31 protein-coding genes are annotated in these 21,700 nt (G+C 57.8%); 11 read left to right on the top strand and 20 right to left on the bottom strand.

Annotated features, from left to right (window positions below):
- Nucleotides 1–2: 2 nt before the first annotated feature.
- The 13 genes from HX869_RS25955 to HX869_RS25895 form a co-directional block, all read right to left on the bottom strand.
- The gene (locus tag HX869_RS25955) at nt 3–245 is read right to left on the bottom strand and encodes a hypothetical protein (protein ID WP_256736789.1); all 243 of its coding nucleotides are present in this window, start codon (nt 243–245) and stop codon (nt 3–5) included.
- Between the two features lie 56 nt (nt 246–301).
- The gene (locus HX869_RS25950) at nt 302–865 is read right to left on the bottom strand and encodes a phage baseplate assembly protein V (protein ID WP_178903859.1); all 564 of its coding nucleotides are present in this window, start codon (nt 863–865) and stop codon (nt 302–304) included.
- Nucleotides 862–1,392, bottom strand: coding sequence for a hypothetical protein (locus HX869_RS25945; RefSeq protein ID WP_178903858.1), 531 nt, complete (start codon nt 1,390–1,392; stop codon nt 862–864). Before HX869_RS25945 ends, HX869_RS25950 begins: the two co-directional genes overlap by 4 nt.
- The gene (locus tag HX869_RS25940; protein WP_178903857.1) at nt 1,385–2,041 is read right to left on the bottom strand and encodes a hypothetical protein; all 657 of its coding nucleotides are present in this window, start codon (nt 2,039–2,041) and stop codon (nt 1,385–1,387) included. The genes HX869_RS25945 and HX869_RS25940 overlap by 8 nt, the downstream gene beginning before the upstream one ends.
- The gene (locus tag HX869_RS25935) at nt 2,038–2,358 is read right to left on the bottom strand and encodes a hypothetical protein (protein ID WP_178903856.1); all 321 of its coding nucleotides are present in this window, start codon (nt 2,356–2,358) and stop codon (nt 2,038–2,040) included. Before HX869_RS25935 ends, HX869_RS25940 begins: the two co-directional genes overlap by 4 nt.
- Nucleotides 2,359–2,360: 2 nt before the next feature.
- Nucleotides 2,361–3,356, bottom strand: a complete 996-nt coding sequence (locus HX869_RS25930) for a major capsid protein (protein ID WP_178903855.1) — start codon at nt 3,354–3,356, stop codon at nt 2,361–2,363.
- Between the two features lie 62 nt (nt 3,357–3,418).
- A complete protein-coding gene (locus HX869_RS25925) occupies nt 3,419–3,757 on the bottom strand; it encodes a head decoration protein (protein ID WP_134326458.1) in 339 nt (112 codons plus the stop codon).
- Nucleotides 3,754–4,896 carry a head maturation protease, ClpP-related gene (locus tag HX869_RS25920; RefSeq protein ID WP_178903854.1) on the bottom strand — a complete coding sequence of 381 codons (1,143 nt, stop codon included), beginning with the start codon at nt 4,894–4,896 and terminating at the stop codon, nt 3,754–3,756. Before HX869_RS25920 ends, HX869_RS25925 begins: the two co-directional genes overlap by 4 nt.
- Complete coding sequence (locus HX869_RS25915; protein WP_178903853.1) at nt 4,893–6,374, bottom strand: phage portal protein; 1,482 nt, start codon at nt 6,372–6,374, stop codon at nt 4,893–4,895. The genes HX869_RS25920 and HX869_RS25915 overlap by 4 nt, the downstream gene beginning before the upstream one ends.
- On the bottom strand, nt 6,374–6,580 hold the full coding sequence (locus HX869_RS25910; RefSeq protein WP_023658791.1) for a phage head-tail joining protein: 207 nt from the start codon (nt 6,578–6,580) through the stop codon (nt 6,374–6,376). Before HX869_RS25910 ends, HX869_RS25915 begins: the two co-directional genes overlap by 1 nt.
- Nucleotide 6,581: 1 nt before the next feature.
- Nucleotides 6,582–8,606 (bottom strand): phage terminase large subunit family protein, encoded by a 2,025-nt coding sequence (locus tag HX869_RS25905; RefSeq protein WP_178903852.1) that lies wholly within the window; start codon nt 8,604–8,606, stop codon nt 6,582–6,584.
- A 3-nt stretch (nt 8,607–8,609) separates the two neighbouring features.
- Complete coding sequence (locus tag HX869_RS25900; RefSeq protein WP_178903851.1) at nt 8,610–9,209, bottom strand: terminase small subunit; 600 nt, start codon at nt 9,207–9,209, stop codon at nt 8,610–8,612.
- Between the two features lie 206 nt (nt 9,210–9,415).
- Nucleotides 9,416–9,760 (bottom strand): phage holin family protein, encoded by a 345-nt coding sequence (locus HX869_RS25895; RefSeq protein ID WP_178903850.1) that lies wholly within the window; start codon nt 9,758–9,760, stop codon nt 9,416–9,418.
- 99 nt (nt 9,761–9,859) lie between these two features.
- On the opposite strand from HX869_RS25895, the gene HX869_RS25890 reads away from it, so the two are divergent.
- Nucleotides 9,860–10,126, top strand: a complete 267-nt coding sequence (locus HX869_RS25890; protein WP_178903849.1) for a DUF1883 domain-containing protein — start codon at nt 9,860–9,862, stop codon at nt 10,124–10,126.
- A gap of 697 nt (nt 10,127–10,823) precedes the next feature.
- Here HX869_RS25890 and HX869_RS25885 read toward each other — a convergent pair.
- From HX869_RS25885 to HX869_RS25865, 5 genes are all read right to left on the bottom strand, one after another.
- Nucleotides 10,824–11,189, bottom strand: coding sequence for a hypothetical protein (locus HX869_RS25885; RefSeq protein WP_072446460.1), 366 nt, complete (start codon nt 11,187–11,189; stop codon nt 10,824–10,826).
- Nucleotides 11,182–13,398 (bottom strand): VapE domain-containing protein, encoded by a 2,217-nt coding sequence (locus HX869_RS25880; RefSeq protein ID WP_178903848.1) that lies wholly within the window; start codon nt 13,396–13,398, stop codon nt 11,182–11,184. The genes HX869_RS25885 and HX869_RS25880 overlap by 8 nt, the downstream gene beginning before the upstream one ends.
- Nucleotides 13,388–13,615, bottom strand: a complete 228-nt coding sequence (locus tag HX869_RS25875; RefSeq protein WP_178903847.1) for a TraR/DksA family transcriptional regulator — start codon at nt 13,613–13,615, stop codon at nt 13,388–13,390. The genes HX869_RS25880 and HX869_RS25875 overlap by 11 nt, the downstream gene beginning before the upstream one ends.
- Nucleotides 13,608–14,126, bottom strand: a complete 519-nt coding sequence (locus HX869_RS25870; protein WP_178903846.1) for a phage regulatory CII family protein — start codon at nt 14,124–14,126, stop codon at nt 13,608–13,610. Before HX869_RS25870 ends, HX869_RS25875 begins: the two co-directional genes overlap by 8 nt.
- A gap of 328 nt (nt 14,127–14,454) precedes the next feature.
- Nucleotides 14,455–14,715, bottom strand: a complete 261-nt coding sequence (locus tag HX869_RS25865) for a hypothetical protein (RefSeq protein ID WP_178903845.1) — start codon at nt 14,713–14,715, stop codon at nt 14,455–14,457.
- 78 nt (nt 14,716–14,793) lie between these two features.
- On the opposite strand from HX869_RS25865, the gene HX869_RS25860 reads away from it, so the two are divergent.
- Complete coding sequence (locus HX869_RS25860) at nt 14,794–15,519, top strand: LexA family transcriptional regulator (RefSeq protein ID WP_178903844.1); 726 nt, start codon at nt 14,794–14,796, stop codon at nt 15,517–15,519.
- 6 nt (nt 15,520–15,525) lie between these two features.
- On the opposite strand, the gene HX869_RS25855 is transcribed toward HX869_RS25860, so the two are convergent.
- A complete protein-coding gene (locus HX869_RS25855; RefSeq protein WP_178903843.1) occupies nt 15,526–16,887 on the bottom strand; it encodes an SIR2 family protein in 1,362 nt (453 codons plus the stop codon).
- A gap of 391 nt (nt 16,888–17,278) precedes the next feature.
- Between HX869_RS25855 and HX869_RS25850 the strand changes: the two genes are divergently transcribed.
- Genes HX869_RS25850 through HX869_RS25810 form a run of 9 tightly spaced genes read left to right on the top strand, consistent with a single transcriptional unit; the run spans nt 17,279 to nt 21,251 of the window.
- On the top strand, nt 17,279–17,869 hold the full coding sequence (locus HX869_RS25850; RefSeq protein ID WP_178903842.1) for a hypothetical protein: 591 nt from the start codon (nt 17,279–17,281) through the stop codon (nt 17,867–17,869).
- Nucleotides 17,870–17,878: 9 nt separating this feature from the next.
- Nucleotides 17,879–18,163 (top strand): phage antirepressor KilAC domain-containing protein, encoded by a 285-nt coding sequence (locus HX869_RS25845; RefSeq protein WP_178903841.1) that lies wholly within the window; start codon nt 17,879–17,881, stop codon nt 18,161–18,163.
- The gene (locus HX869_RS25840; protein WP_178903840.1) at nt 18,150–18,368 is read left to right on the top strand and encodes a hypothetical protein; all 219 of its coding nucleotides are present in this window, start codon (nt 18,150–18,152) and stop codon (nt 18,366–18,368) included. Before HX869_RS25845 ends, HX869_RS25840 begins: the two co-directional genes overlap by 14 nt.
- The gene (locus HX869_RS25835) at nt 18,319–18,645 is read left to right on the top strand and encodes a pyocin activator PrtN family protein (RefSeq protein WP_178903839.1); all 327 of its coding nucleotides are present in this window, start codon (nt 18,319–18,321) and stop codon (nt 18,643–18,645) included. The genes HX869_RS25840 and HX869_RS25835 overlap by 50 nt, the downstream gene beginning before the upstream one ends.
- Nucleotides 18,646–18,692: 47 nt before the next feature.
- The gene (locus HX869_RS25830; protein WP_178903838.1) at nt 18,693–19,091 is read left to right on the top strand and encodes a hypothetical protein; all 399 of its coding nucleotides are present in this window, start codon (nt 18,693–18,695) and stop codon (nt 19,089–19,091) included.
- On the top strand, nt 19,088–19,630 hold the full coding sequence (locus HX869_RS25825; RefSeq protein WP_178903837.1) for a phosphohydrolase: 543 nt from the start codon (nt 19,088–19,090) through the stop codon (nt 19,628–19,630). Before HX869_RS25830 ends, HX869_RS25825 begins: the two co-directional genes overlap by 4 nt.
- A complete protein-coding gene (locus HX869_RS25820; protein ID WP_178903836.1) occupies nt 19,627–19,947 on the top strand; it encodes a hypothetical protein in 321 nt (106 codons plus the stop codon). Before HX869_RS25825 ends, HX869_RS25820 begins: the two co-directional genes overlap by 4 nt.
- Nucleotides 19,947–20,183 (top strand): DUF4224 domain-containing protein, encoded by a 237-nt coding sequence (locus HX869_RS25815; RefSeq protein WP_068933379.1) that lies wholly within the window; start codon nt 19,947–19,949, stop codon nt 20,181–20,183. The genes HX869_RS25820 and HX869_RS25815 overlap by 1 nt, the downstream gene beginning before the upstream one ends.
- A 3-nt stretch (nt 20,184–20,186) precedes the next feature.
- Nucleotides 20,187–21,251, top strand: a complete 1,065-nt coding sequence (locus HX869_RS25810; protein ID WP_178903835.1) for a tyrosine-type recombinase/integrase — start codon at nt 20,187–20,189, stop codon at nt 21,249–21,251.
- Nucleotides 21,252–21,338: 87 nt separating this feature from the next.
- Here the strand turns inward: HX869_RS25810 and HX869_RS25805 are convergent.
- A partial coding sequence (locus HX869_RS25805) for a hypothetical protein (RefSeq protein ID WP_218646329.1) occupies nt 21,339–21,700 on the bottom strand: 362 nt, incomplete at its 5' end.

Raw genomic sequence — 21,700 nt, 5'->3', positions numbered from 1 at the left:
GGCTACTCCGGTAAGGGTTCAAGGTCAGGGTGACGTTGGAGGAAGTGGTATTGATCTGGGGTGGTGGCTACCACTAACCCCTTGGCAACGGCGAAGCTCTGGCCTTCAGGCGATATCAGGGTGCGTGAGGTAAACACCTTGTCGCGAAAGGTCCGAGGCAGATCAGGGGCTTTGGGTGGCGGCTCTACCTTCGCCGCCATTGGCTCGACCACGGGCGGCTGCCCGTCCGGCTTTGGCTTGTTCATAAGGGCACTCCAGAAATGAAAACGCCCGCACGCAGCGGGCCGAAATAGGCGATGAATCAGTGTTTGTGGTTCGCGGTATTGCCGCCCGCGTCAATGATCTTGCCGGCGCCGTTGATATCACCCGACACTGTCAGTGGCCCGGTGATCGTCACATTGCCGGTGAGCCCGATATCCCCGGCTACCACCGTGACGGCGCTTTCAGTGACGGTGGCTACGGTGCCGCCGACCTTGATGGTGACGGTCCCGGAAGGCAGCGTGATGCTGTAGCTACTGGCCTGCCAGTCGTAGACCAGCGAGCCGCCATCGTCAAAGCGCCACACCTCGACGTGATCGCGATTGTCCGGCGGCGGGCCTGCATCCCCGTACAAGCCTGGGATAAACGTGCCCATCGCCGGGTTGCCGCTGGGATTGAACAACTTGCCCTGCTCGCCCAGGCTGGGCACTCGCCAGTGGCGCGCCTTACCGGCGGCTACGCTGTGCCAACGTACCCACGCACTGGTCCACTCCCCCGCCCTCACACGAACAACAGGCGGTGATGCAGTGGTATCGACGGCGGCCACCACGCAATCCATCAACATGGCGGCGATCATGCGGTCGCTCTCGCCGCTGGCGTACCTCACTCCAAGCGCTCCGGCGCGACGTACCGATCTCGGCTGCCCGGGCCGATTTCGGGGCTGACACCGATCAGCAGCGTTCCCGGGGGCTCATCCGGCCAGGGCCATTCCTCGGCGCCGAGATAGATCGTCTGATTCCACTCCACCAGCCAGACGATGTAGCCATCCAGCTCAGGGCGGGTCCAGTCCTGCACCGCTTGGATAAACTCGGCACATTCGATTTCCAGGCCCCAGTTCTGCGCCCGCAATAACACGATCAGTTGGGTCGCTAGCTGCACGACCTGACGGTGATGATCGGGCCGAATCGGATCAACAATGATCCGCGCTTCGAACTTGCAGACCAGGGTGGTTTCACCCGTTCCGAGATCAGTACCTGGCTCGATCTCAGACATCTCCAGGAACACCGCCGGCAAGGCAATGTGATCCTCAATGTTCGGCCAGGCCGCAACGCTTTGAACACCCGGCAGGTGTTGCTGCAGGTGCTGCTCGATAGCTTGATAAAGTTGGTCGAGGCTCAAAGTTTCGTCAGACACGCGGCGTCCCCTTCAAATACTTCTGCAGTTCAAAGTTGAGTTCCTGCGTGAGGATCTCCAGCAGGCGTTCATCGGTACGTTTTACCCAGGCATCGAAGTGCGGTCGCACTTGCTCCAACGACACCTTGGCTTTTGCCAGGGGGAAGCGGTTGTCGTTTTCCTCGACAAAGCCCGAGCGTCTACCACCCTGAGCGGCGTCCGGGTAGTCGGTGGTATTGAAGTGTTTGCTGGACGTGCGGATCCAGATATCCGCGTTACTGCCGTAGACCTTCTTGAAGAAAGCTCCCTGGTAACGCCGACCGGTAACCGAAACACCGGCGCCGGTTTGCCGTGCCCGGCCAGTGCGACTGGCTTCAATGGCATTGATGCCGAACCACAACTTGCCGCGCATATCGCCGCCAGTCACCGGATACGCCCGAAGACGTTGCCGGACAGCACCGATGGCGATGCGCTCCTGCCTGCCGACGGCCCGCGCAATGTGGGTGCGAAGCCAACGGATTGTCTTGTTGATTGCACGCCGCTGGGCGGCCGCCGCTGCCTTAGGCACCAGCTCGCCGAACTCTTTTAGAGCCTGAACATGCACCGCCGACGGCTGGATAGTGAGCATCCCACCGTCGCGCTTCTGCTGGCTATAGCTGCCGATGCTCATGGCCGCTTCCTCAAAATCAAGGCCACCAGGCCATTACCATTAGGCTCTAGCTGCAGCAGGTCATAGTCGCCGCCGCCATCCAACGCCGGCAGATCAACACTGACCCGTAAGCCCTTCATCAAGCCGTCCGAATCCTTGATGCGGATCTCGAAGCGCGGCTCCCGCAGACCAGTGTTGAGCTTGCCGAACTGGGGCTGTTTCCATGGCGCCGAGAACATCCCCAGCACCGGTTCGGCGCGACCTTCGATCATGGCGCTGTCGCCCAGGGTTTCAAAGACCACGTCGTCGATGTCGTCGATCAGATCGCGGAAGGCCACGGTTACATCTCCAACAGGATCTGCGCCCGAGGTCGTGTGCACAGGTGCAGCGGGTTGGACTGGGCTTCACCGGCAACACCTTTGTTGAACGGCAGCGGCTCGATCTTGCTGTAGTACGGGATGCCCTGGGTGTTGACCGTTTCCATGTAGTCGGCCGGCGCGAAGGACGAGATATACAGATCCGGCACACCCTCTGGGATCAGCAGGGCCTTGTCGTCGTGGACAAACGCAACACCGGCCACCTTGCCGCGATAACGCTCCCAGACGATCCCACCGAACTCGAAGCTTTCACGGGCATCGCCACGCAGGGACGCGGCCTGCATGGTGTTGAGGTAGGTCTCCTTTACCGACTTATGCACGATGAGCTTGTTCCAGAAGTTCTTGCCACACATCGCGCGGGAGCCGCTACTGGTGACGCTGCCGAGGGCTTCCTCCTGCATGTCCAAGGCTTCGCCGCATTTGACCCGCAGCTCGGTGTCTGGACTGTTCAAGCCCATCTGAAGCTTCTGACGATTCACACCGAAGGATTTATAAATGTCCAACAGGACCGTCTTGCCATCGGCGTCCAGCACCTGACCGTTCAACGCGCCCATGCGCTGGAATTCGTGGGTGGCATCCAGCTGTCGTCGGGCCTTCGCCAGCCGCTTGTTGACCACATCCTGCACGGCCTGCAATTCGCTGCGGGTACCGAAGGCGCGAATGCCCTGGATCTCGTCAGCCTTGATGGTGAAGCGCTCTGGCAGGTGCACAGTGTTGAATGGGATCAACGTGCGCTTGGTCCCGCCAACCACCAGGCCCGAGGTGCCGCGTTCGCCCGATGGCACCAGGGCCAGGGTGTCGCCATCTTTCTCGATCTGCACGGTCAACGTGCTGATGCCCTCTTCGCGGAATAGGCCAAGGCTGCTGATGCGGCCCGGCATGTATTCCTGTTCATTGATTGCAGCGGTCAGCGAGGAGACGCTGAACGCATCGTCTTCAAAAATGGCGATATCGGCCATGAGGTACTCTCCAGAAACGAAAAATCCCGCACTCGGCGGGATGGATATATGAGGTGAACGCCTTAGCGGACGATCAGGAAATGGGCGGCCAAGGCTTTTTCAGCTGCAGGGTCGAGTCCTGTCAAATGTGCTTCGCTGACCTCTGCCAGACGCACCACAGCGCGACCGCGACGTACCACATCCGACTCACCCAACGGACCGTACAGGATCGCGATGGCGTTCTCGGTGCCGTCCTCAGCAGTGGGCTGGTACGGGGCAAACTCGCCAGTGAGGGTGACCAAGCCGAGGATCTGGCCTGGCTCCAGAGCTGCCCCTGCCGCGACGTTGATCGCTTCGCGGGAAATATTGCCGGCGCCTTCGGACAGCAGGAACTCACCTGCATGCATCGATTCAGTTTTCATGTTCTTGCTCCTTTCGAGTTGCCGTTCTGTGCCGCCTGACGGGAAGCCCAGATTGATTGGGTGTCGACCTGTTTGGCCTTGATAGTGGGTGCTGGGTCGTCGTCCAGCGGCAGACTGTTGTCGATCTCAAAGCCACCACCGTTGCCCACCAGTTTGTCGAACAGGCGAGCCCTTACAGAGGCTTCGTCCAAGCCAGCAGAGATGAACTCACCGGTCAGCTCCGGCAGTCGTGCCGCGACACAAAGACCGTGCAGCGCTTTCGCCCTGGTCAGCGCAGCCTGGACCACCGCCTCGCTTTCCAACTTGGTAGTCGCGAGCAGTGGATCCACCAGGTTGCTGATGCCCGCCGCCGCACACCCCTGAGTGACCATCAGCGCCAGCATGGCCGCATCCAGCACGGGCGCCGGTTCCGGTGAATCGTCAGGCTCTGGCGGATCCACCTCGGGCTCTTCATCCATCTGCGCGAGTAGCTCGGCCGGCGCATGCTGGAACCGCTGCAGCACACTGCCCTGGCCGAGACAGGCTTTGACCTTGAGACCATCACCCACCTCATCCGCCAGGCCCAACGCCACCGCCTCATTGGCTGTAAGCCAAGTCTCAGCGTTGACCATACGCCGCAGCTCGGCCTCGTCGATATCCGGCGCCTTGGACTTGTAGGCAGCGATAATCGCTTCCAGGGTCTGGTCCAGCACATCAGCGACCCGACGGAAATCTTCGGCATCACCACCCGCATAGGTGTAGGGGTTGTGGATCATCAACATGGCGTTGGCCGCGATCACCACCCGGTGAGCGCCGCAGACTGCAACACTGGCCGCGCTGGCTGCCAGGGCGTCAATACGACCGGTACAGCGCTCGCCCAAGCGCGATAGAGCGTTGTGGATCGCCAGCCCGTCGAACAGGTCACCGCCAATACTGTTGAACGCGACAATTACCGGTGAAACACCGTTATCCATGGCGCGCAGGTCCTGTACGAACTGATTGGCGGTAACGCCCCAGGTACCGATCTCGCCGTACACGAACACTTCGATAGTGTGTTGCTCGGCTTCGCCGCTAGCCCTGAGGGTGTACCAACTTTTATCCGCGACGTTTACCTGCTTGCCAGCCTTGTCATAGATGCGCGGTAGCGCTTTTTTACTCATGGTTGTTCCTTGTCATCGATCACTTCGATGGCTTCAAGAGTCGTGTAGTTGAGGCCGAAGTCTGTAGCCCTGGCGAGGTCGGCGGCGTTTTCCGCATCGACCGTTTCCGCGTCATAGCCGGTACGCAACACCATCTCGCTGCGAGAGGCAAAACCCGCCTGCACTTCCATCCGCCGCGCCTGAACGTCCTGCACCGGCTGAATGTAGGCCCAGCCTTGCGGTACCCAACGCGTGCGCAGGTATTCGCGGCGCCGTTGCGCGTAGTCCTCCAGCACAAGGGCGCCAGACAACACCGCCATGTCCATCCATGCTGCCCGCACCGGGCGACAGAGCTGATGCACATAAACGCCAAATTGCAGTTGCTCCAGGCGCCGCCGGAACTCGTTGAGTACAACCCGTAGCGCCCTGTCGTTAACCTCCCGCATGTCGCCGGTGAGGATCTCGTATGGCGTGCCCGAACCTGCCGCCGCAGCCATCAGTTGCTGCCGCATAAAATCCGGGTAGTTGTTGCCGGCGTCCGGTGGCTTGGAAAACTCAACCTCCTCACCAGGTGCCAGCTCCTGCATGGTGCCGGGCTCGAGCGCGACCATCGGCGTGAAGCCGTCGCGGTCGGTAACCAGTAATTGCCCTGTGACAGGATCACGGGGTGTTTGCCCTGCATCGGGCGGCGGCCTGCTGATGAAACCTGCGAACAGGTTGGCAACCTCTTGGCGGAACAACACGGCATCGTCGTAGTTGTCCAAACTGCGAAGACGCTTCAGCACCGGCGCCAAGCGCGGAACACCACGCAACTGCCCGGGCTCGACCGGTTCAAAGATGTGCAACACCTGTGAAGCTGGCACTCGCACCAATTGGTTGTAACCGCTGTTCAACGATGAAGAATCGCGAGGGTGCGAGCGATACATCCAATAAGCCACGCGCTTGCCGGCCGGGTTGAACTCAATCCCGGCGCGGATGATGTTGCCGTTTTTGGTGGTCTCGAACTTGTCGTGTGGGACAAATTCCGGGGCCAGGGTCTGCAACTGCAACGGTACCGCCAACCCTTCATCCAGGCTGCGAGGACGTAACCGAACAAAGCACTCGCCTGCGGTTTCAACGGTGCGAGCGACCAGCGCTTGCATCCCGTAGAAGTCTGTCAGCTCGTCGGCGTCCGCTTCGTCCACCCAGTCATCCCACAGCTGTTGCTTCACCTTCCGCAGCGCTGCGTCATCGGTTGTCGGCCGGGGTGTGATGCCGGTGCCGATCAGATTGCTGACACGCTTGTCGATGACATTGAAGGCGTATGGATCATTGCGCACCGCCGCCCGCGAACGGGCGCGCAGGTTTCGCAGCGCCGGAGTATTGATGCTGTTGATGCCGTTGTCGCTGGCTTCCCAGCTCGCCGAACGGCGGCCCTCCCCGGCGCCTTCGTAGCTGGCCTTGATGTTCGACGGAAGCAAGAATCCACTACGCGAGAGCGTCGGAAATTGTCGGGCCATCAGATCCCTTTGCCTCCGTGGGTAAGCCGAACCACGCGAGAGCGGGGTCCGGCGGCCTGGATCAGCGACGTGCGAATCTCGTCGCGGGCCTTGAGCAGTTCGTCGATGGAGCGGTACTCCACCGTGCGGTCGCTGTAGCGCACGGTCTTTTCACCGCGTGCGATGGCGCGCTCGATGACTTCGAGGTGCTTCGGGGTAAACGACATATCAATTTCTCTTCAGATAGCCGCTGGTGGAACGACGGCGTTGCGGGGGTGCGGCAGGTCGCGATTGGGCGACAGGTGCAACCGGTGCCGGTGATGGAAGCGACTGACGCGCCGCAACCGGTGCCGGTGTTTCGTCAGCCTCGACGCGTTTGCCCTGCACCGGCTTTACGCCCACCACATCGTCGAACAAACCGGACTGAGCCAGCGCTTGTCGCACCCGCTCCCAGTCGTGCTCCTGGTACCGGTTGATGCCGAGGTAGTGCGCCATTGCCAGGCAGTACACCATCAGGTCGAGCGCTTCGTTGCGCTCTGCCTTGCCCTTGACCCACTCGATACGCTTATAGCCTTTGACGTATCGGGCGACCTTGCGCTCGGCAACGCACTGGGCGAAAAACTCGTCCGGCAGGTCGTTGGCAAAGTGCAACGAGCCTGGGCCATCCTCGAAGGCGTAGCGGTTGTAGATCCAGTCCTTCGCGGTGTCGGTGCCGACAAACCACAGCTCGGCGCCGCCGCGTTCGGTCTGGCCCTTCCAGGTCACGTCGACCATGGACGGCCGCTGAGCAATCACCGGTTTGCCGGGCTTGCTCGCGCCCTTGATGGCGAAGATGTTGCGCCAGCGCCGCACACGGCAGAACTGGTATACCTCGTCAGTGTGATGACCGCCGGAGTCGACGCCCGTCGCCAGGATCGCCAAACCGACACCGCAGGGATGGCGGTATCGAACCTTGAGTTTCTCGTCCAGCACCGCCCAGCTGCGCTCATCGGCAGGGTCGCCCCAGATCACCTGGTGATCGACCACCCAACGCTCCATGCCAACACCGAAACCCATCACCATCAGCTCCAGGCGGTTGGCCTGAACGTCGACGGCGCCGGTCAGCATTAGTACGCCCGCCGGCATACTGCCGAGGGTGTAGGTCTCCAGTCGTGCCCTTGCGACCAGCACTTCGGCCTTGGTCTGCTCTTGCGCGCTGTCCCATACCTTGGCGAGACGGGTGTTATAGAACACCTGCATCAAGCCCATGTCGCCCTTGGCCTGGGCCTTCTTGGCGTCTTCGAACTCCTCGGCCAGCGAGGGCCAGTCCTTCCAGCCAATCGGCGAGTACAGGGCGTTGAGGTGGAAGCCCACCGTCTTGCCATCCCCGCTGCCATGGGCACGCCACTCGCCACGGGCGAGCATGTCGGTCTTGTGATGCTCCTCGATCAGCACATCACATTCAGGCGCGGCGCACTGGTAGTGAACCGTGCTGTAGTCCCTGCTGTAGAGCAACCTCTCCCACTCAAGTACCTGCATATGCCCGCAGGTGGGGCATGGCACGTAGTAGTAACGCTGGTCGCTGGACTCGAACAAGTCCGAGATCCGCGAGGCGCCCTTGATCGTCGGCGAGCTGGAGAAGTAGATCTTGGCGTTGCGCCCGAAGTTGGTAGCGCGCGTTTCCGCCAGCACGATGGGGTCACCTTCCTGGCCGACGTCGTTCTCCCAGCGGTCAACCTCGTCGCCGTAAATGTAGCGTGCCGACAGCTCGGACAGGTTGGCCGCAGAGCCCGCCGTCGTAACGTACAAGGCGCCGCCCTCGAACTCCTTGGTGTCCATGGTATTGCGGGCATCCCGCGAGCGGCTGGCCGCTACCCGCTTTGCCAGCTCCGGGGTTGCCTTGATCGTTTTGCTTATCCGCCCGGAAACACGCTTGGACAGGCCCAGGCTGGGCAACAACGCCAAGATGTTGGACGGCGCCATATGGATCAGGCCGCCCATCCAGTTTAAGGCGATCTGCGTTTTCATCAGCTGCGAAGCCACCATGGTGACCACTCGCCGGCACGGGTGCGCCGGTGACAGGCACCGCATCGGCTCTCGGGCATAGGGCGTCCGGTCGGTGCGGTACTGGCCCGGTTCAGGCGCGCCAGTGTCTCGCGGGATGCGCATGTACTCGTCGGCCCACTCGTCGATCCAGAGGTCAGGGTCGGGTCGTAGCCCACGGAAATACGCCTCACGGTACGCACGGTCACCGTCAGGAAATTCCGTGGTCATAGGTCAGCCCGTCATCGCTCGTTCAAGGTCGGACGAGGACATGCGTTCAGCCTCTTCCAGTGATTTTCGGAGTGTCGCCGTCAGGTGTTTTTCGATGTCCCAGGGGTCGCTCATGGCTGCCAGCTTGTGGGACAACTGGGGCAGCAGGCCGAACAACTGGTCGCGCAGATGGCGCCCCGCGTTGTACGCGCCAATCTCTACGGCGTCCCTGGCGACCAGCGAGCCCTGAGCCTTGTGCAACTCGATCTCGGCCAGTTGCGCCAGGTTGTGTTCGCGCATGGCGCGAGCTTTCTGGAAGTCGTGGCCCTTCGCACCGCCGGAGATAGGCTGCTGCGGCGCAGCCGTGTTAGTCGGCTCGGTCAGGGGGGACAGTTGACTGTAAACGTCGCGCTGGATCCGGTCCTGCTGGTGTCGAGCCGCGACGGCAGCCTTGCTGGGGTCGGCGGTTTCGAGGATCAGCGCTTCAGTCGCAAGCACGTCCACCTTCTTGCCATCCGGCGAAAGCACCAGTCGGTTGTTGTCTTTCAGCCAGGTGATGTAGCTCGGCGTCCTGCCGATGCGAACCGCGAAAGCGCTTTTAGACAGGAACAGTGGATCCGTCATAAGCCCTCCTTTTCAACGGCTTTTCAATGGAAACCTTTCAATTTCAATGGATTGAATTTCAGTAAGCTGGCAGCCCTGCCGCTAACGCTTTCCCGCGGGTTTCATGCCCCGTGTCCCTCGAATGCTGCCAGGGTCCCCGGCGACTTTTCGGCGCACCATTTTGATGCGCGACCCTGAAAGCCACGTATTACGTGGCCTCCAGACCATCAAGCCTGACCGTTTCCCGAGGGCGGCACATCGCACACGCCCAACCGTTTAGCGGCCCAGCGTTCGTACAGGCCTATGGCAACATCGGCGCCGGCCATTGCAGTGAGACAGCCAATGCTGCCCGCCGCCAATACCGACATGCCCGATGCATGCAGCAACATCATGGTTGAGAGCCCGCAGACTACGCAGGCCCCGGATCGAAGCAGCAAGCGGCGAACCAAGGACCAACCGCTCACCCCCGCCTTGTCGGCCCGCCATGCCTCGCCGGAAATCCCGCCGACCAGGGACAGTAGGATCACCATCCAGACCGGCATCTCAATAAGTGCTTGCTGCTCGTTTGTCATCAACTGTCTCCATAAGGACAAGCCACTGGTGCCGCGTAATGGCACTTTAAAATTGTTCTGCTAACTTCAATGCGAACATCTCAATGGCTAGGAGGCCATATGAACTTTCTGCACACGCGTGAATACCTTGAGCAAGGCGACATCGTGGTTGTTGAGTGCTCACACCAATGCAACGTTCGATTGACCACTGATACGAATTTTTCGAAATTCAAACGAGGTGGAGCACATGAATACTTCGGGGGGTTCTACAAGATGTTGCCAGCCCGCATTGCAGCTCCAAGTACGGGCCATTGGAACATTACGATTGATCTAGGTGGCGGCAGCGGAAACATCCGCCACTCGATCAACATCATCCGAAACAGCTAACTCCCCCATACACTCATAAAGCGCTGAGTTCAGTGCGTCCCTGATCTGTTCCAGCGTCATGTCGAATGCGTAGGCCGGGGACGTAAATCCGCCTACGCAATTCCTAGACCAAACCAACATCCCCTTTTCGTTGCGAATCTGCACTTCCATTGCGGAGCCCTCCGACCTAAACGCCCTACCCATAAACAGAAAAACCCGGCGCAATGGCCGGGTTTAGTGTGGTGGTGAGTCCCGCTGCTTGCGGTCGCACCTATCGAAGATGGGTACTTTTTACAGGTGGATTTTACTGGCAGCAAGCGGGTTTTAATGCCATGGCGCAATACGGGTGCAATACAGGTATGACGCAGGTGCAACACAGGGACAACGCATTCAATCGGCTATCGCTTCTGGTGCCCTGTCCTGCCTGTCCCACTATTCAGAATCGAAGTAGGACAGCTACAGGCGCCTAAATTCGGGGCTTCGTCCAACTGTCCTACCTTATTTAACTTTCTCTTGTGTGTAGAGAGAAAGCTAAAAGCACGCGTGCGCGCCATGGGCGCGATTACGTACCCGCTATGCTCATGTGTGCGTGGGGCGGGTGAAGGTTGGACGGTAGGACAGCCCAGTATCGGCGCGGCCTGCGCCTGTCCAACTGCGCGAAATGCGAGTCGGACAAGGCCGGACAGTAGGACAGAGGCACGCGAAGTGACGCCGAGGGTCATGCAGCTTTCCCCATCAGCATCCCTTGGATGAACACATGGGCGTCATGGAGTCGCATGTAATAGGTTCTTGAGCTGCAGGCGCAGTGCAACAGCTTCTGTGAGAGGAAGCTTTCATGGTTGCAGTAGTGCTCCCAAACGACCAGGGCAAGACGGGGCGGCAGGTGCTTCTTGACGATAAGCTCGATATCCACCGATTCATCCAGCAGCACCCGACTGCCGCGAGTGCCGCGTATCAGCTCACCCTTGCACTCCATCAGCATAGCGATCATGTTGCCGCCACTCGGCCCGCCAGTGTTCTCCGGCAAAGGCGAATGCAGATCCTGCGCCCACAGCTTGAGCATCTCGTCGATTCGCTTAATCAAAGCAAGGCTCCTCCACCACGGTCTGCTGCAATGCAGACCCGCGCCCCCAAGTCGCCGGCTTCTGATAGGACCAGGGCCGAACACCGCTCTTGGCCAACGCCGGCATACGCTTCTTCCGCCATCCCAGCCGATGCATGATCGCCCCGACCCGCATCTGTTCGGGCTTGCCCCAATGGCCGAAGTCCAGCATCAACGCTTGGCTCAGGATCTCATTGCCGGTGGCGGTTTCGCCGATCTGCGACTCCTCCAACCAGGTCAGAATCGGGCCTTCCCACTCATCAACCACAAAGCGCTCGTCCTGGGCCTCCGTGAACATCCGGGTTTCATCCTTGGTCACCCACCAGATATCGCCCGCCTCAAAGCAGAACAGCGCCTCAGCCCAAAGCTGGTCGCGGATCTCGCGCAGTTTCTCCAGATCGACCTTGTTACAGAACACTGGCCAGTAACGACGGTTGCCTGTGGCGTCCTTAAGGTATTCCTCTTGGTTGGTAGTACCCACGAACACACACTGGCGTGGCACGTCGTTCGTTCTGCGGCCGTAGCTCTCGCGGTAGGTGTCGGTGGACGCGGAAAAAAACTGCTTGGCCTTGGTGCTTTCAGCCTTGTTGAAGCTGTCCAACTCCCCCAGCTCGACTATCCACTTGCCACGAATGGCCTGGAAACTGTCCTTGTCACCGAGGGCAAAGGGCGTGTCCATAAACCACTCGCCGCCGAGGACGCCCATGGCGGTGGACTTGCCTTCACCCTGCCCGCCTTCGAGGATCATCACTGAGTCGGCCTTACAGCCCGGGCGCATCACACGGGCAACCGCCGAGATCGGCCAGCGCTTTCCGACCTTGGCCGAGTACTCCGTAGGCTGGACGCCCAGCACATCGGTCAGCCAGGTTTCCAGCCGGGGCACGCGGTCCCATTTTAGTTTCTCCAGGTACTCGCGCACCGGGTGAAAGGAGTGGTCGTGGGCAACAACGCTGACCGCCTCGATCACATGAGAGGCTTTGACCCGCAGGTTGTATTGCTGCGCGAGCCACTTCATTACTCGCATGTCGTCAATGTCGGCCCAGTCGCCGGCACCGCCGCCGAAGGGCGCAGACCGCAGCTTGACGATCTTGGAGCTGAACACGCTGTAGCCGATGACGCCCGCCCAGCGTTCGTCATTGCCCAGGATCAGTTCGACGTTTTGCATGTGCGCGATCAGGGAGCCGTTCTCAGTGCGGGCAAGTTGATCCTTCCAACCACCAGCTGCTGGAGGTTTGACCACCGCCAGCACCTGGCGGCGGACGGCCTCCAACCCTTCAGCGATATGCAGGTCGTTGAAGTCGGTCCACTTGATTTCACGCTCGCCGGAGAAGACAGGGGCGACTACCTGACCACCGACGATCAGTGCAGCGTTGCTGGCCTTCTCTTCGCCGGGGTTCCAAGGATCGCCGCTGGGGCGTTTGGTCTTCCAGTCATCATCGCGACAGATGATAAGCGGGCAGCCGGGGAAGCGCTCGCGCATGGCCTTGGAGACCGGCAACAGGTTGCCAGCATCGAAGGCGATGGCAACCGTCAGCGAAGTCGCCATGTGCAGGCTGGCGCCCGTGGCGTAACCCTCACACACCAGCACTGGCTCACCCGGTTCAGGGTGCGGGCCGATCAAGTGGAAGGCACCCTCTTTCGACATGCCGTAGGGCCAGTAGGCTTTGTCACGCCCGGTGTCTTCCTGCTTTGCCGGGAAGATCACCTGCAGGCCGACGATCTGGTCGCGCACGTTGCACATAGGCACCAAAAACGCGCCGGTACGTGGCGCATAGCGAACCTTGAAGCCGACGATCTGCTTTCGATCCAGGTAGGCACTCTTACCCTTCTCGGGCATGCGCTTGAACAGAGCCGCTGCACGGCTGGCCGCTCGACGTGAGGCATTCGCCGCGACCTCGGCAGCCTTGCGCTTGGCCTCTTCCTGGCGAGCGCGCATGACTTCGCGCTCCTCAGGGCTCATACGTCCGGCCTTGACCTTGATCTTCTGAGACTCACCGGACCGCCAATCACCGAAGCTGCCGAAGATCAACGTTCCGTTCTTCTCGGTGAGATGCTCGTGGACCACGTACCAGCCGTTTTTTTCCTTGCCCTTGTCCTGGGTGGTTTTGCAACGGGTTAGCTTGCCGAACACCAAGGGTTGATCAGGCTCCAGGCCGTAATCAGAGAATTGATTGAGTACCTCATCGAGCATGGCGGGCCCTCCTGGCTTCGTCGATGGACTGACAGGCCACACACTGGGTGCAACCAGGGATCGCAACACGGCGTGCCAACGGGATCGGCGTGTCGCAGCTTTCGCAGAACATGAACGAATGTGCAGCAGTAGCCGTTTTATTCGCATTGCGCGCCGCGAGCGCCTGATCCATCCGCTCTTGCACCAGGTCGTTGGCAAAATCGATAACGTCAGCCACGGTCGGTACCCCGCGTAGTCTGGTTGACATACTTGGCGCGGTTGAACATACCCAGCAGCCCCTGAATACCGCGAAACACCTGCAGGCGAATCTCGGCCAGTTCCTGATCACTGACGACACCGTCGCCAATGCTCTTGGCCCACGTATCAGCCAAATCAGCCACCTGACGGAAGTACGAAGCAATACCTGTGGTGAGGGTCTCGGGCATGTCACAGGTATAGGTTTCAGCCAGCTCCTGCCATGTGGTATCGCCGACTAGGGCATGCACCGCATCAAGAATGCGGCGATCCTTGGTCAGTTCGAGGATCTCGCCGAACTCCTGAATGTTCACGGTGTGAGACGGATGGGTGGGAGACAGCTTGTGCTGCAGCGTGGTGGCATTACGGCCGGTGGTGGCGGCAATTGCGGCAGCACCGCCGGGATAGTCCCGTGCGGCGTGGTACAGGGCTAATTCGAGCGTCAGGACTTCCCTTTGCGCTCGATCAACACAGCTTAAAGCTATTCGGCTCATGGCATTACTCCTACAAAGTTGCCAGTGCCCCGCGACATGCAGTGGTGATACATTTGCCGCGTGGCTTGAAAGGGCCCAAAACGCCGGCTAGGTCTAGGGATCAAACCGGCACCGTGCCGAGGCGAACAATCCGTTGTTCACCTCTGGCGCAACAGCTGCCCAATCGGTGGTGGAAAAGGCAGCAACCCAAGACATCCGTGTCTTGGTAGCGCGGTAAAGAGAGGTGGTTAGCATGTGGTGTGCACGCAACTCTTTATCGCGACCCAGCAGCACTGTGGTGGTGTGTGCCGGGGGAAACTGGGCGGCCCTTGGGTCGCCTTTTTTCTATCTACGCTGCAGCTTTCTGCGGGGCCGATGCGGTGAGCAACCAGGCGGCATCAAACGCGTTGCCCTTCTGCTTTGCAGCGTTCGCCAAAAGTGCGGCGTATTGGGTTTCACCGGTGTAATCGGTGCGGGGAAGACTGGCAGCCAAGCGCCATTTATTGAGCGCCTGATAGCTCCTTTCACACACCTTGGCGGCGGCTCCAATGCCGCCTACTGCTTCAAATGCAAACGCGATGGCGTTCGGAAAATCTGCGGGGTCCAACATGGCAACCTCCATTTATCAACTCGCGGTTGATATTAACATCAACTGACTATTGCGCAACCCCTGTGAGAGTATCAACTCATGGTTGATAAGAATGAGATACGGGCAGCTTTTACGGCGCGCCTTCACGAAGCTCTCGACGATGCCGGTGTACGCACCCGGGGACGTGGGGTGGATATACACGCACATTTGGTCAAGGCTGGAGCTGAAAAGAGTAAACAAGCGGTCAGCAAGTGGCTAAACGGGGATTCAATACCTGAAGCGGACAGCATGGCTGTGCTGTGCTCGTGGCTTAAGATTAGGCGTGAGTGGCTAGAGTACGGCGTGCTGCCTAAACAGCAGCCGAACAATGGCAATGTTCACCAGTTCGTCAAAGAGCACGAAAGCAATGTGCGCGAATTCACCCGGGGCTTTGGGAAAGTGCCGCTGATCTCTTGGGTACAGGCAGGCGCGTGGTGTGAGACCAATTTTGAAACTCATGACGGCGAGACGTGGCTCTCCTGCCCCGTGGCCATAAGCGACAACGGGTACGCCCTCAAAGTACAAGGCGACTCAATGACAAATCCAGGGCCAGGGCGTAGTTATCCTGCTGGATGCATCATTTTTGTGGACCCAGAAGCAGAGACAAAAACTGGCGATCGCGTGATTGCCAGAGTCCCACGCACAAACGAGGCGACATTCAAAGTTTTGGCAGAAGATGCAGGGCGAAAATTTTTACGCCCCATCAACCCGCAATATCCAATCATTGATATTACGGAAGAAACCCATATCTGCGGAAAGGTCGTGGGAGCATTCTTGCCTGAGTAAACTGATTTAGTATCGATCAAGATTGAATTCAGCAAGTAAACTTAGAACATACTCCCACTCCTTGCGGCGCGAGTAAATTTTAAGTTCTTTCAGATGTCTATATTGCAATTGTCCTTTACGCGCTATCCATTGCCGATGAGAACTATGGGACTGACCCATTCCACGACCAATATAGGGAGCGAGCCGATTAAATGCATGGGCTATCTTCTGAAAAAGCGCAGGAGGCACATTTGTATCAGAATAGGCCATCATCACGTCCAGAATAACCGTCAAGCACTCCGAGTAGCCTTGAAATTGTCCATTACCGCTTGATCGTATAAACGCCTGATCGACACAGCGCTCAAAGAAAGGAATAAAACAGTGAATCAAGCGTGCATGATTCATTCGTAAAAGGCTAAGTATCTCAGTACGCCTTGCTTGATCATCCAAGAATAACTCTACCGCCGATGCCGTATTAGTATTTATGTACCGCTCAAGTGCTGTTAGATTTTCATATGCAAGTCGATCCTGCTCTTTACGTTCTCGAATAAAAGGCATTAGCTCTTCGAAAAACGCCTCTAGATTGGACGTTTCCAAGACTAGAACACCATTCCCCGCCCTGTAAGGCCTAGGCTTAGGGTTCGGTGCCCTAACTATTTGAATTACAGCATGAGGATAGGTTTCTGATTGGTAGTTAAAGACATTTCTTGACCAGTCGTACGCTGTTAAAACGTTGTCATCCCCCAACCCGTAGCCCAACAATAACGTTGTTGACTCCTTTAAAGTCAAAGCAAGTTTAATTTGACGATACTCGTTGGGACGGAATAGCACAGTATAATCTTCGCGAGCAATTACGATACCCTCAGGATCGGTCCTAACACCGTGAAGGTGGTATACAGGTATTCTCCCTTTAGGAAACACCAAGGGCTCATTTGGCCCTATTGTTACCGATGCGACGTGTAAAAGGCTCTCAAGCACAAGATCATAGTTTGTAGTAACAATCCAAGACGGCGATATTTCCATTAGTTTGTCAGCATAAAAACTCTTTCTATTTTCATCTGGGTACCATGATGTCAACTCTGCAACTTCTCGTTTAAGAGCAGCAAGAGACAAATTATAGGAAATTGAGTTTTCTTGAGAATGTTGTAAACACAACATTGATGCGACTTCCGGGTAACCAACACCAATCATAGAGTTATGGGAGAAATCGAAATCAACACCCATTTGAATCGCTGCTTGTTGTAACAAGGCGCCCCATGAAAGAGCATCAGGGCCCACTAGTTCTTTGGAAAAGCCCGCACCGACAAATAGACATAGATTGCCATAAGCGCTGGAAGCGCCGAGATAGCGCAGAATTTCTTGTCGCCCTGGTTCCATTTGTAATCTCATCACCGCCTCTCCATGACTTTGCTATTCCGCTGCCTTGTTGAGCCGGAGCTCATCCCACAGCTCAATGCAATAACTCCCTGAACGCTACTGAAATGCCATCACCCTGTCCAGTTACTAAATTGCGCCAAGAAATATCAACCTTCAGTTGTTGACATAAAACAACCTCTAGTTGATATTTATCTCACTCTTCCACCACAGAGCGAGATAACACCATGCACACCACAGCCACCCTTCACGTCCACCCGGCCGCTATTAACCCCTTTCGCGTCTTCGAGATTCGCCGCCTAGCGCAAGATTGCGGCTGCACCTTCATCGCGTCCAAACCCAAGCTGAAACAGTGCACTGCGCCCGCGCCCGCACCGTTCGATCCTAACGGCGGAGGGCACGCAGCATGAGCAAGTTCAAACTCGACAACCGTACCCTTGCGCTGCTGCATGCTCAGGTCAATCTCAGCGAGACTTTCAACCACACGCTGCGCACCACACCGCGGCGCGATGTGCTGGCTTTCCGCCTGAAAGTCGAACGCAGCAGAGCCGACACGCACTTCACCGTTGAACTGGGCACCGAACGCCACACGCTGACCCTGACCAACAGCAAAAAAATGCACCTCAAACTGGCCGACTTCATCGAAGAAATTGCCAACGGCCCGGTCGATCCCAGCACAACGCCCGAATCACCGCCGGCTCTCCATGCAAACCGTCACTACGGCGCGTTTGACGTTGAACACAAGCAACGAGTGTTTGAGCTGGTACGTACCGGCGGCGCTATCAGCCTCGATCTGGGCTTCGAGCAGCCCATATATCTGGCGATTCACCGCAACAAAACCCGCTCCGGCATTACCACCATCATGGGCATCGGAGTGAAGTCGCCGCGCACTAAGTGCTTCACGGTATACGGGACCGACGTCGAGCTGTACGGCATGGTCGTAGAATCCATCAACCACTTGGCCGCCGCAGCTACACCTGCCGCGCATGCAGCCTAGGAGGCCGTGATGGAACGTAGCCTTGAAAAAGCCGCCAAGTACTTCGGCCTCACCCGCCCAAAGCTGATCGCGCTCATGCGTGAAAAAGGCTTGCTCAACGACCGCAACTTGCCGGCCTTCCCCGTCCGTGACCGTGAGTACCTGCGGATCAAGAACGGCAACTGGTACCACGAGACTGCCGGCATGCAGTACAGCCAATCGACCAAGGTTCGGCAAGCCGGCATGCCCTGGCTCGCCGAGCAACTGGGGCTCGAACTGCCGGCCATCCCGGCAGACAACCGTGACGTGGCCTAGGGAGTACGCCCGGCAGATCGTCGCCATGCGCACACGCGAGGAGCGCAACACCGCGCTCCTCGAAGTGCCGGAGCATCTGCGGGAGCTGACCAAGCGTCATTGCCTGAATGCCTGGAACCATCCATCACGACTCAAACGCAAGGAGGCCGAGGCCAATGAGCAACACCAGTCAAACACCGCTGCGGCTGCAACCCGCGCCAGATAGCGCGACCGTCGAGATGCTGCATCAACTCTTCGGAGACGTGCTTATCCCACTGGAAAAGCTGCGCGTGCACTACTTCAAGAACCTCAATGAAAAGACATTCATCGAGGCGATCAACGCCGGTCGCATCCAACTGCCGGTGACCACTCTGGACCACAGCGCCAAGGCATTGAGGTACGCCCACATCAAACACGTAGCCGCCCTGATCGACATCCGCGCTTACCGAGCAGATGAAGACATGCCGCGTCCAGAAACCGACTCAACCGAGCAAGGCCAGTAACCCCCAACGGCTGCCACCACCAGCCAACAACACCAGGAGCACACCACATGACTGCAATTCAAATATACGCACTGATCAGCATCGTTATCGCGCTTGGGATCCTCTACTGGGTCGGCTACAAGGGCGGCTTAACGGATGGTCGAGCTGAGGGCTACGAGGATGGCCACGCTCAGGGCTTTATGGAAGGGATGGACCAGGGCGAGTCAGCAAGCGCTACCGAACTTGAGCAAGTCACCGAACGATGCCGGCGCCTGCAACTTATCTTGGATCTTCAACCACAAGATCGACTCACTCTGTTAGCCATCGCCGAAAAACTGAAGCTTGCGGCTGACACCTTCCGAGCAGTGAGATCCGAGAACCAGGCAACGCAAGCACTAGCCTTACGCGACAAGGCTCTGAGCATGGCTGCCCTGATGGATCCGTTCACGCTGGAGGATGCAGCATGAACTTCCTCTTCACCTTCACCGGCAAGCACTTCAACGTCTATGAGCCTGAAGTCGACATGATCGACCCAAGGGACATATCGCACTCGTTGGCCCACCTGTGTCGCTTCAACGGCCACACCCGCGAGTTTTACAGCGTGGCACAACACAGCTGCATCGTCGCCGAGCTGGTGCTGGAAGAACACAGGTTGGCGGCCCTGCTCCACGATGCGACCGAGGCGTACCTGGGCGATATGACCCGGCCACTTAAACAGTGGATGCCCGACTACCGAGGATTTGAGGACGTCGTGTGGGGGCGCATCTGTGAGCGCTTCGACCTGGCCTTCGATCTACCCGCATGCATACACCAGGCTGACCTGATTGCGCTGGCCACCGAGCGCCGCGACCTCATGCCAACCGATCCGGCTATCTGGGATTGCTTGATCGGCGTAGAGCCCATGGCTGAAACCATTCGCCCATGGCCTGCCGCAGAAGCACGCAACACCTACCACCAGCGCCTGATGGACCAACTCGCTATCGAACACCGGAGGAAAGCGGCATGAAGAACCACGAGGACAACGCCAATGCCCTGCCCGCTTTGCTCCGCACTGCCAGCAGCGTCAACACGCTAGAAACAAACAGTCTCTGCTGCGCAGCAGCAGGCATTATTTCTTCTTCCAGCGCCACTGCCGAGGCACTTATACCCCACGAAAAGCTGCGCGGGGCAGCGCTCAGTGATGCAACGCTAACCACTTCGCAACGCTCGCTCGCGCAGCCTGCCTTGGGGTATACGCATGCTTTTGCCACTATCGAGGTACCTCAAGAGAAGAAAACAGGCCGATGTGATGGGCCCACAGGTCTTATCGGGAGAGCCGCATGATGGAATTCCAAAGCGAAACGCTGGCCGACGAAGAATTGGCGACCATCACCGGCTATCAAATCCCTTCTAAGCAAATTCACTGGTTGACCGAAAACCGCTGGGAGTTTGTTCTGACTGGCGCGCGCCGCCCAATAGTAGGTCGGGTTTATGCCCGACTGAAACTGTCAGGCGTCAAACCTTCCGCTGCCAATGTCGTGACTGAAACCTGGTCGCTCGACCTCGCAAATGTGAGCTGACTAATGCGCCAGAAAAGTAGAGCCAATCGAGATTTGCCGCCACGGATGATACGGCGCATTCGCAAGGGTAAGAGTGGAAAGACTTGGACATCGTATTACTACGACGGAAGGACTGCCGACGGGAAGCGGAAGGAAATCCCACTTGGTACTGACCTCGATCAGGCCAAAGTGGAGTGGGCCAGACTGGAACGCAAGACACCACCGAAGCCCAATCATCTGATGAGCTATGTATTTGATCGCTACGAAAAGGAAATCATCCCGGGCAAGTCGATTCGCACCCAGTCAGACAACCGCAAAGAACTTAAGCAACTCAGAAGAGCATTTGAGAGCGCCCCCATTGAGTCGATAACGCCTCAAGTAGTAGCGCAGTACCGTGACGCCAGGACGGCAAAGGTGAGGGCCAACCGTGAGATCGCTCTGCTCTCCCATGCATTTACCATTGCACGCGAATGGGGGGTGACTGACAAAGCAAACCCTTGCTTTGGCGTTCGCCGCAACAAGGAAAAGCCACGGGACTATTATGCCGGTGAAACCGTATGGAACGCGGTATACGCGGAAGCGGTACAGGAGCTCAAGGACGCAATGGATCTGGCCTACCTGACCGGCCAACGTCCCGCCGATGTGCTCAAGGTTGCAGCCACCGACTTGAACAATGGCTTTTTGCTGATTGGACAGGGCAAGACCGAAAAACGGCTCCGCCTTCGTTTGGAGGATGACGGAATCCAATCCGGCCTGAGTAGCTTTATCGACGACTTACAAGAACGCAGAGCCGTCAATGGAATCCGCACGTCAACCTTGATAACAAACGCGTCTGGACTTCGGATGAGCCAGCAAATGCTGCGTAATCGGTGGGACGATGCGCGGGAGAAGGCAGCGATGAAAGCGGCGGCGGAAGGTGATCTCGCACTTGCCATCAACATTCGGCAATTCCAGTTCAAGGATATCCGACCAAAAGCGGCTAGCGAGATAGAGTTGACACATGCAAGTCGGCTGCTGGGGCATTCTACTGAGGAGATGACTAAAAGAGTATATCGCCGAGTGGGGGAAGTTGTGAACCCGACAAAATGAGATTCCACGACTAGATAAAGTGACAATAGATAATGTTATGGGCGTCTAACGTTTGGGTTAAGACGCCAATTTTTTTATGTATAGAATTCAACCTAGCATTTGTAATTTGAGTTTTTCAGATTCCACCACCTGCCTAGCCTCCTCCACTAGCGATATAAGATCTTGTTCCACCCCGCGCAGCGAAACCCAAATGGCCGAAAGGTCTAGATTTGCAGCTGCGGCTTTAAAACTCATTGACACCTCTCCCTTTATAAATGCAGGAGTCTGACGTATAGCAATTTGAACCTGCTTGGCATCTGCCTCACCCACAGCCTCATTAACTGCACTTATCAATACAGCAAAGATGCTCTGATAAAATGGCAATTCAAATTCAGAGCTTCTTGAATTATATGACACCACAGAATAATTATTCATTATAATATGAGTATCGGGAAATCGAGCCTCTATAT

The sequence above is a fragment of the Pseudomonas sp. P7779 genome (genome assembly GCF_013386315.1).
Lineage (GTDB): Bacteria > Pseudomonadota > Gammaproteobacteria > Pseudomonadales > Pseudomonadaceae > Aquipseudomonas.
Note: the sequence above shows the minus strand (reverse complement) of the source record. Positions and strands in the feature narration are given on the sequence as shown.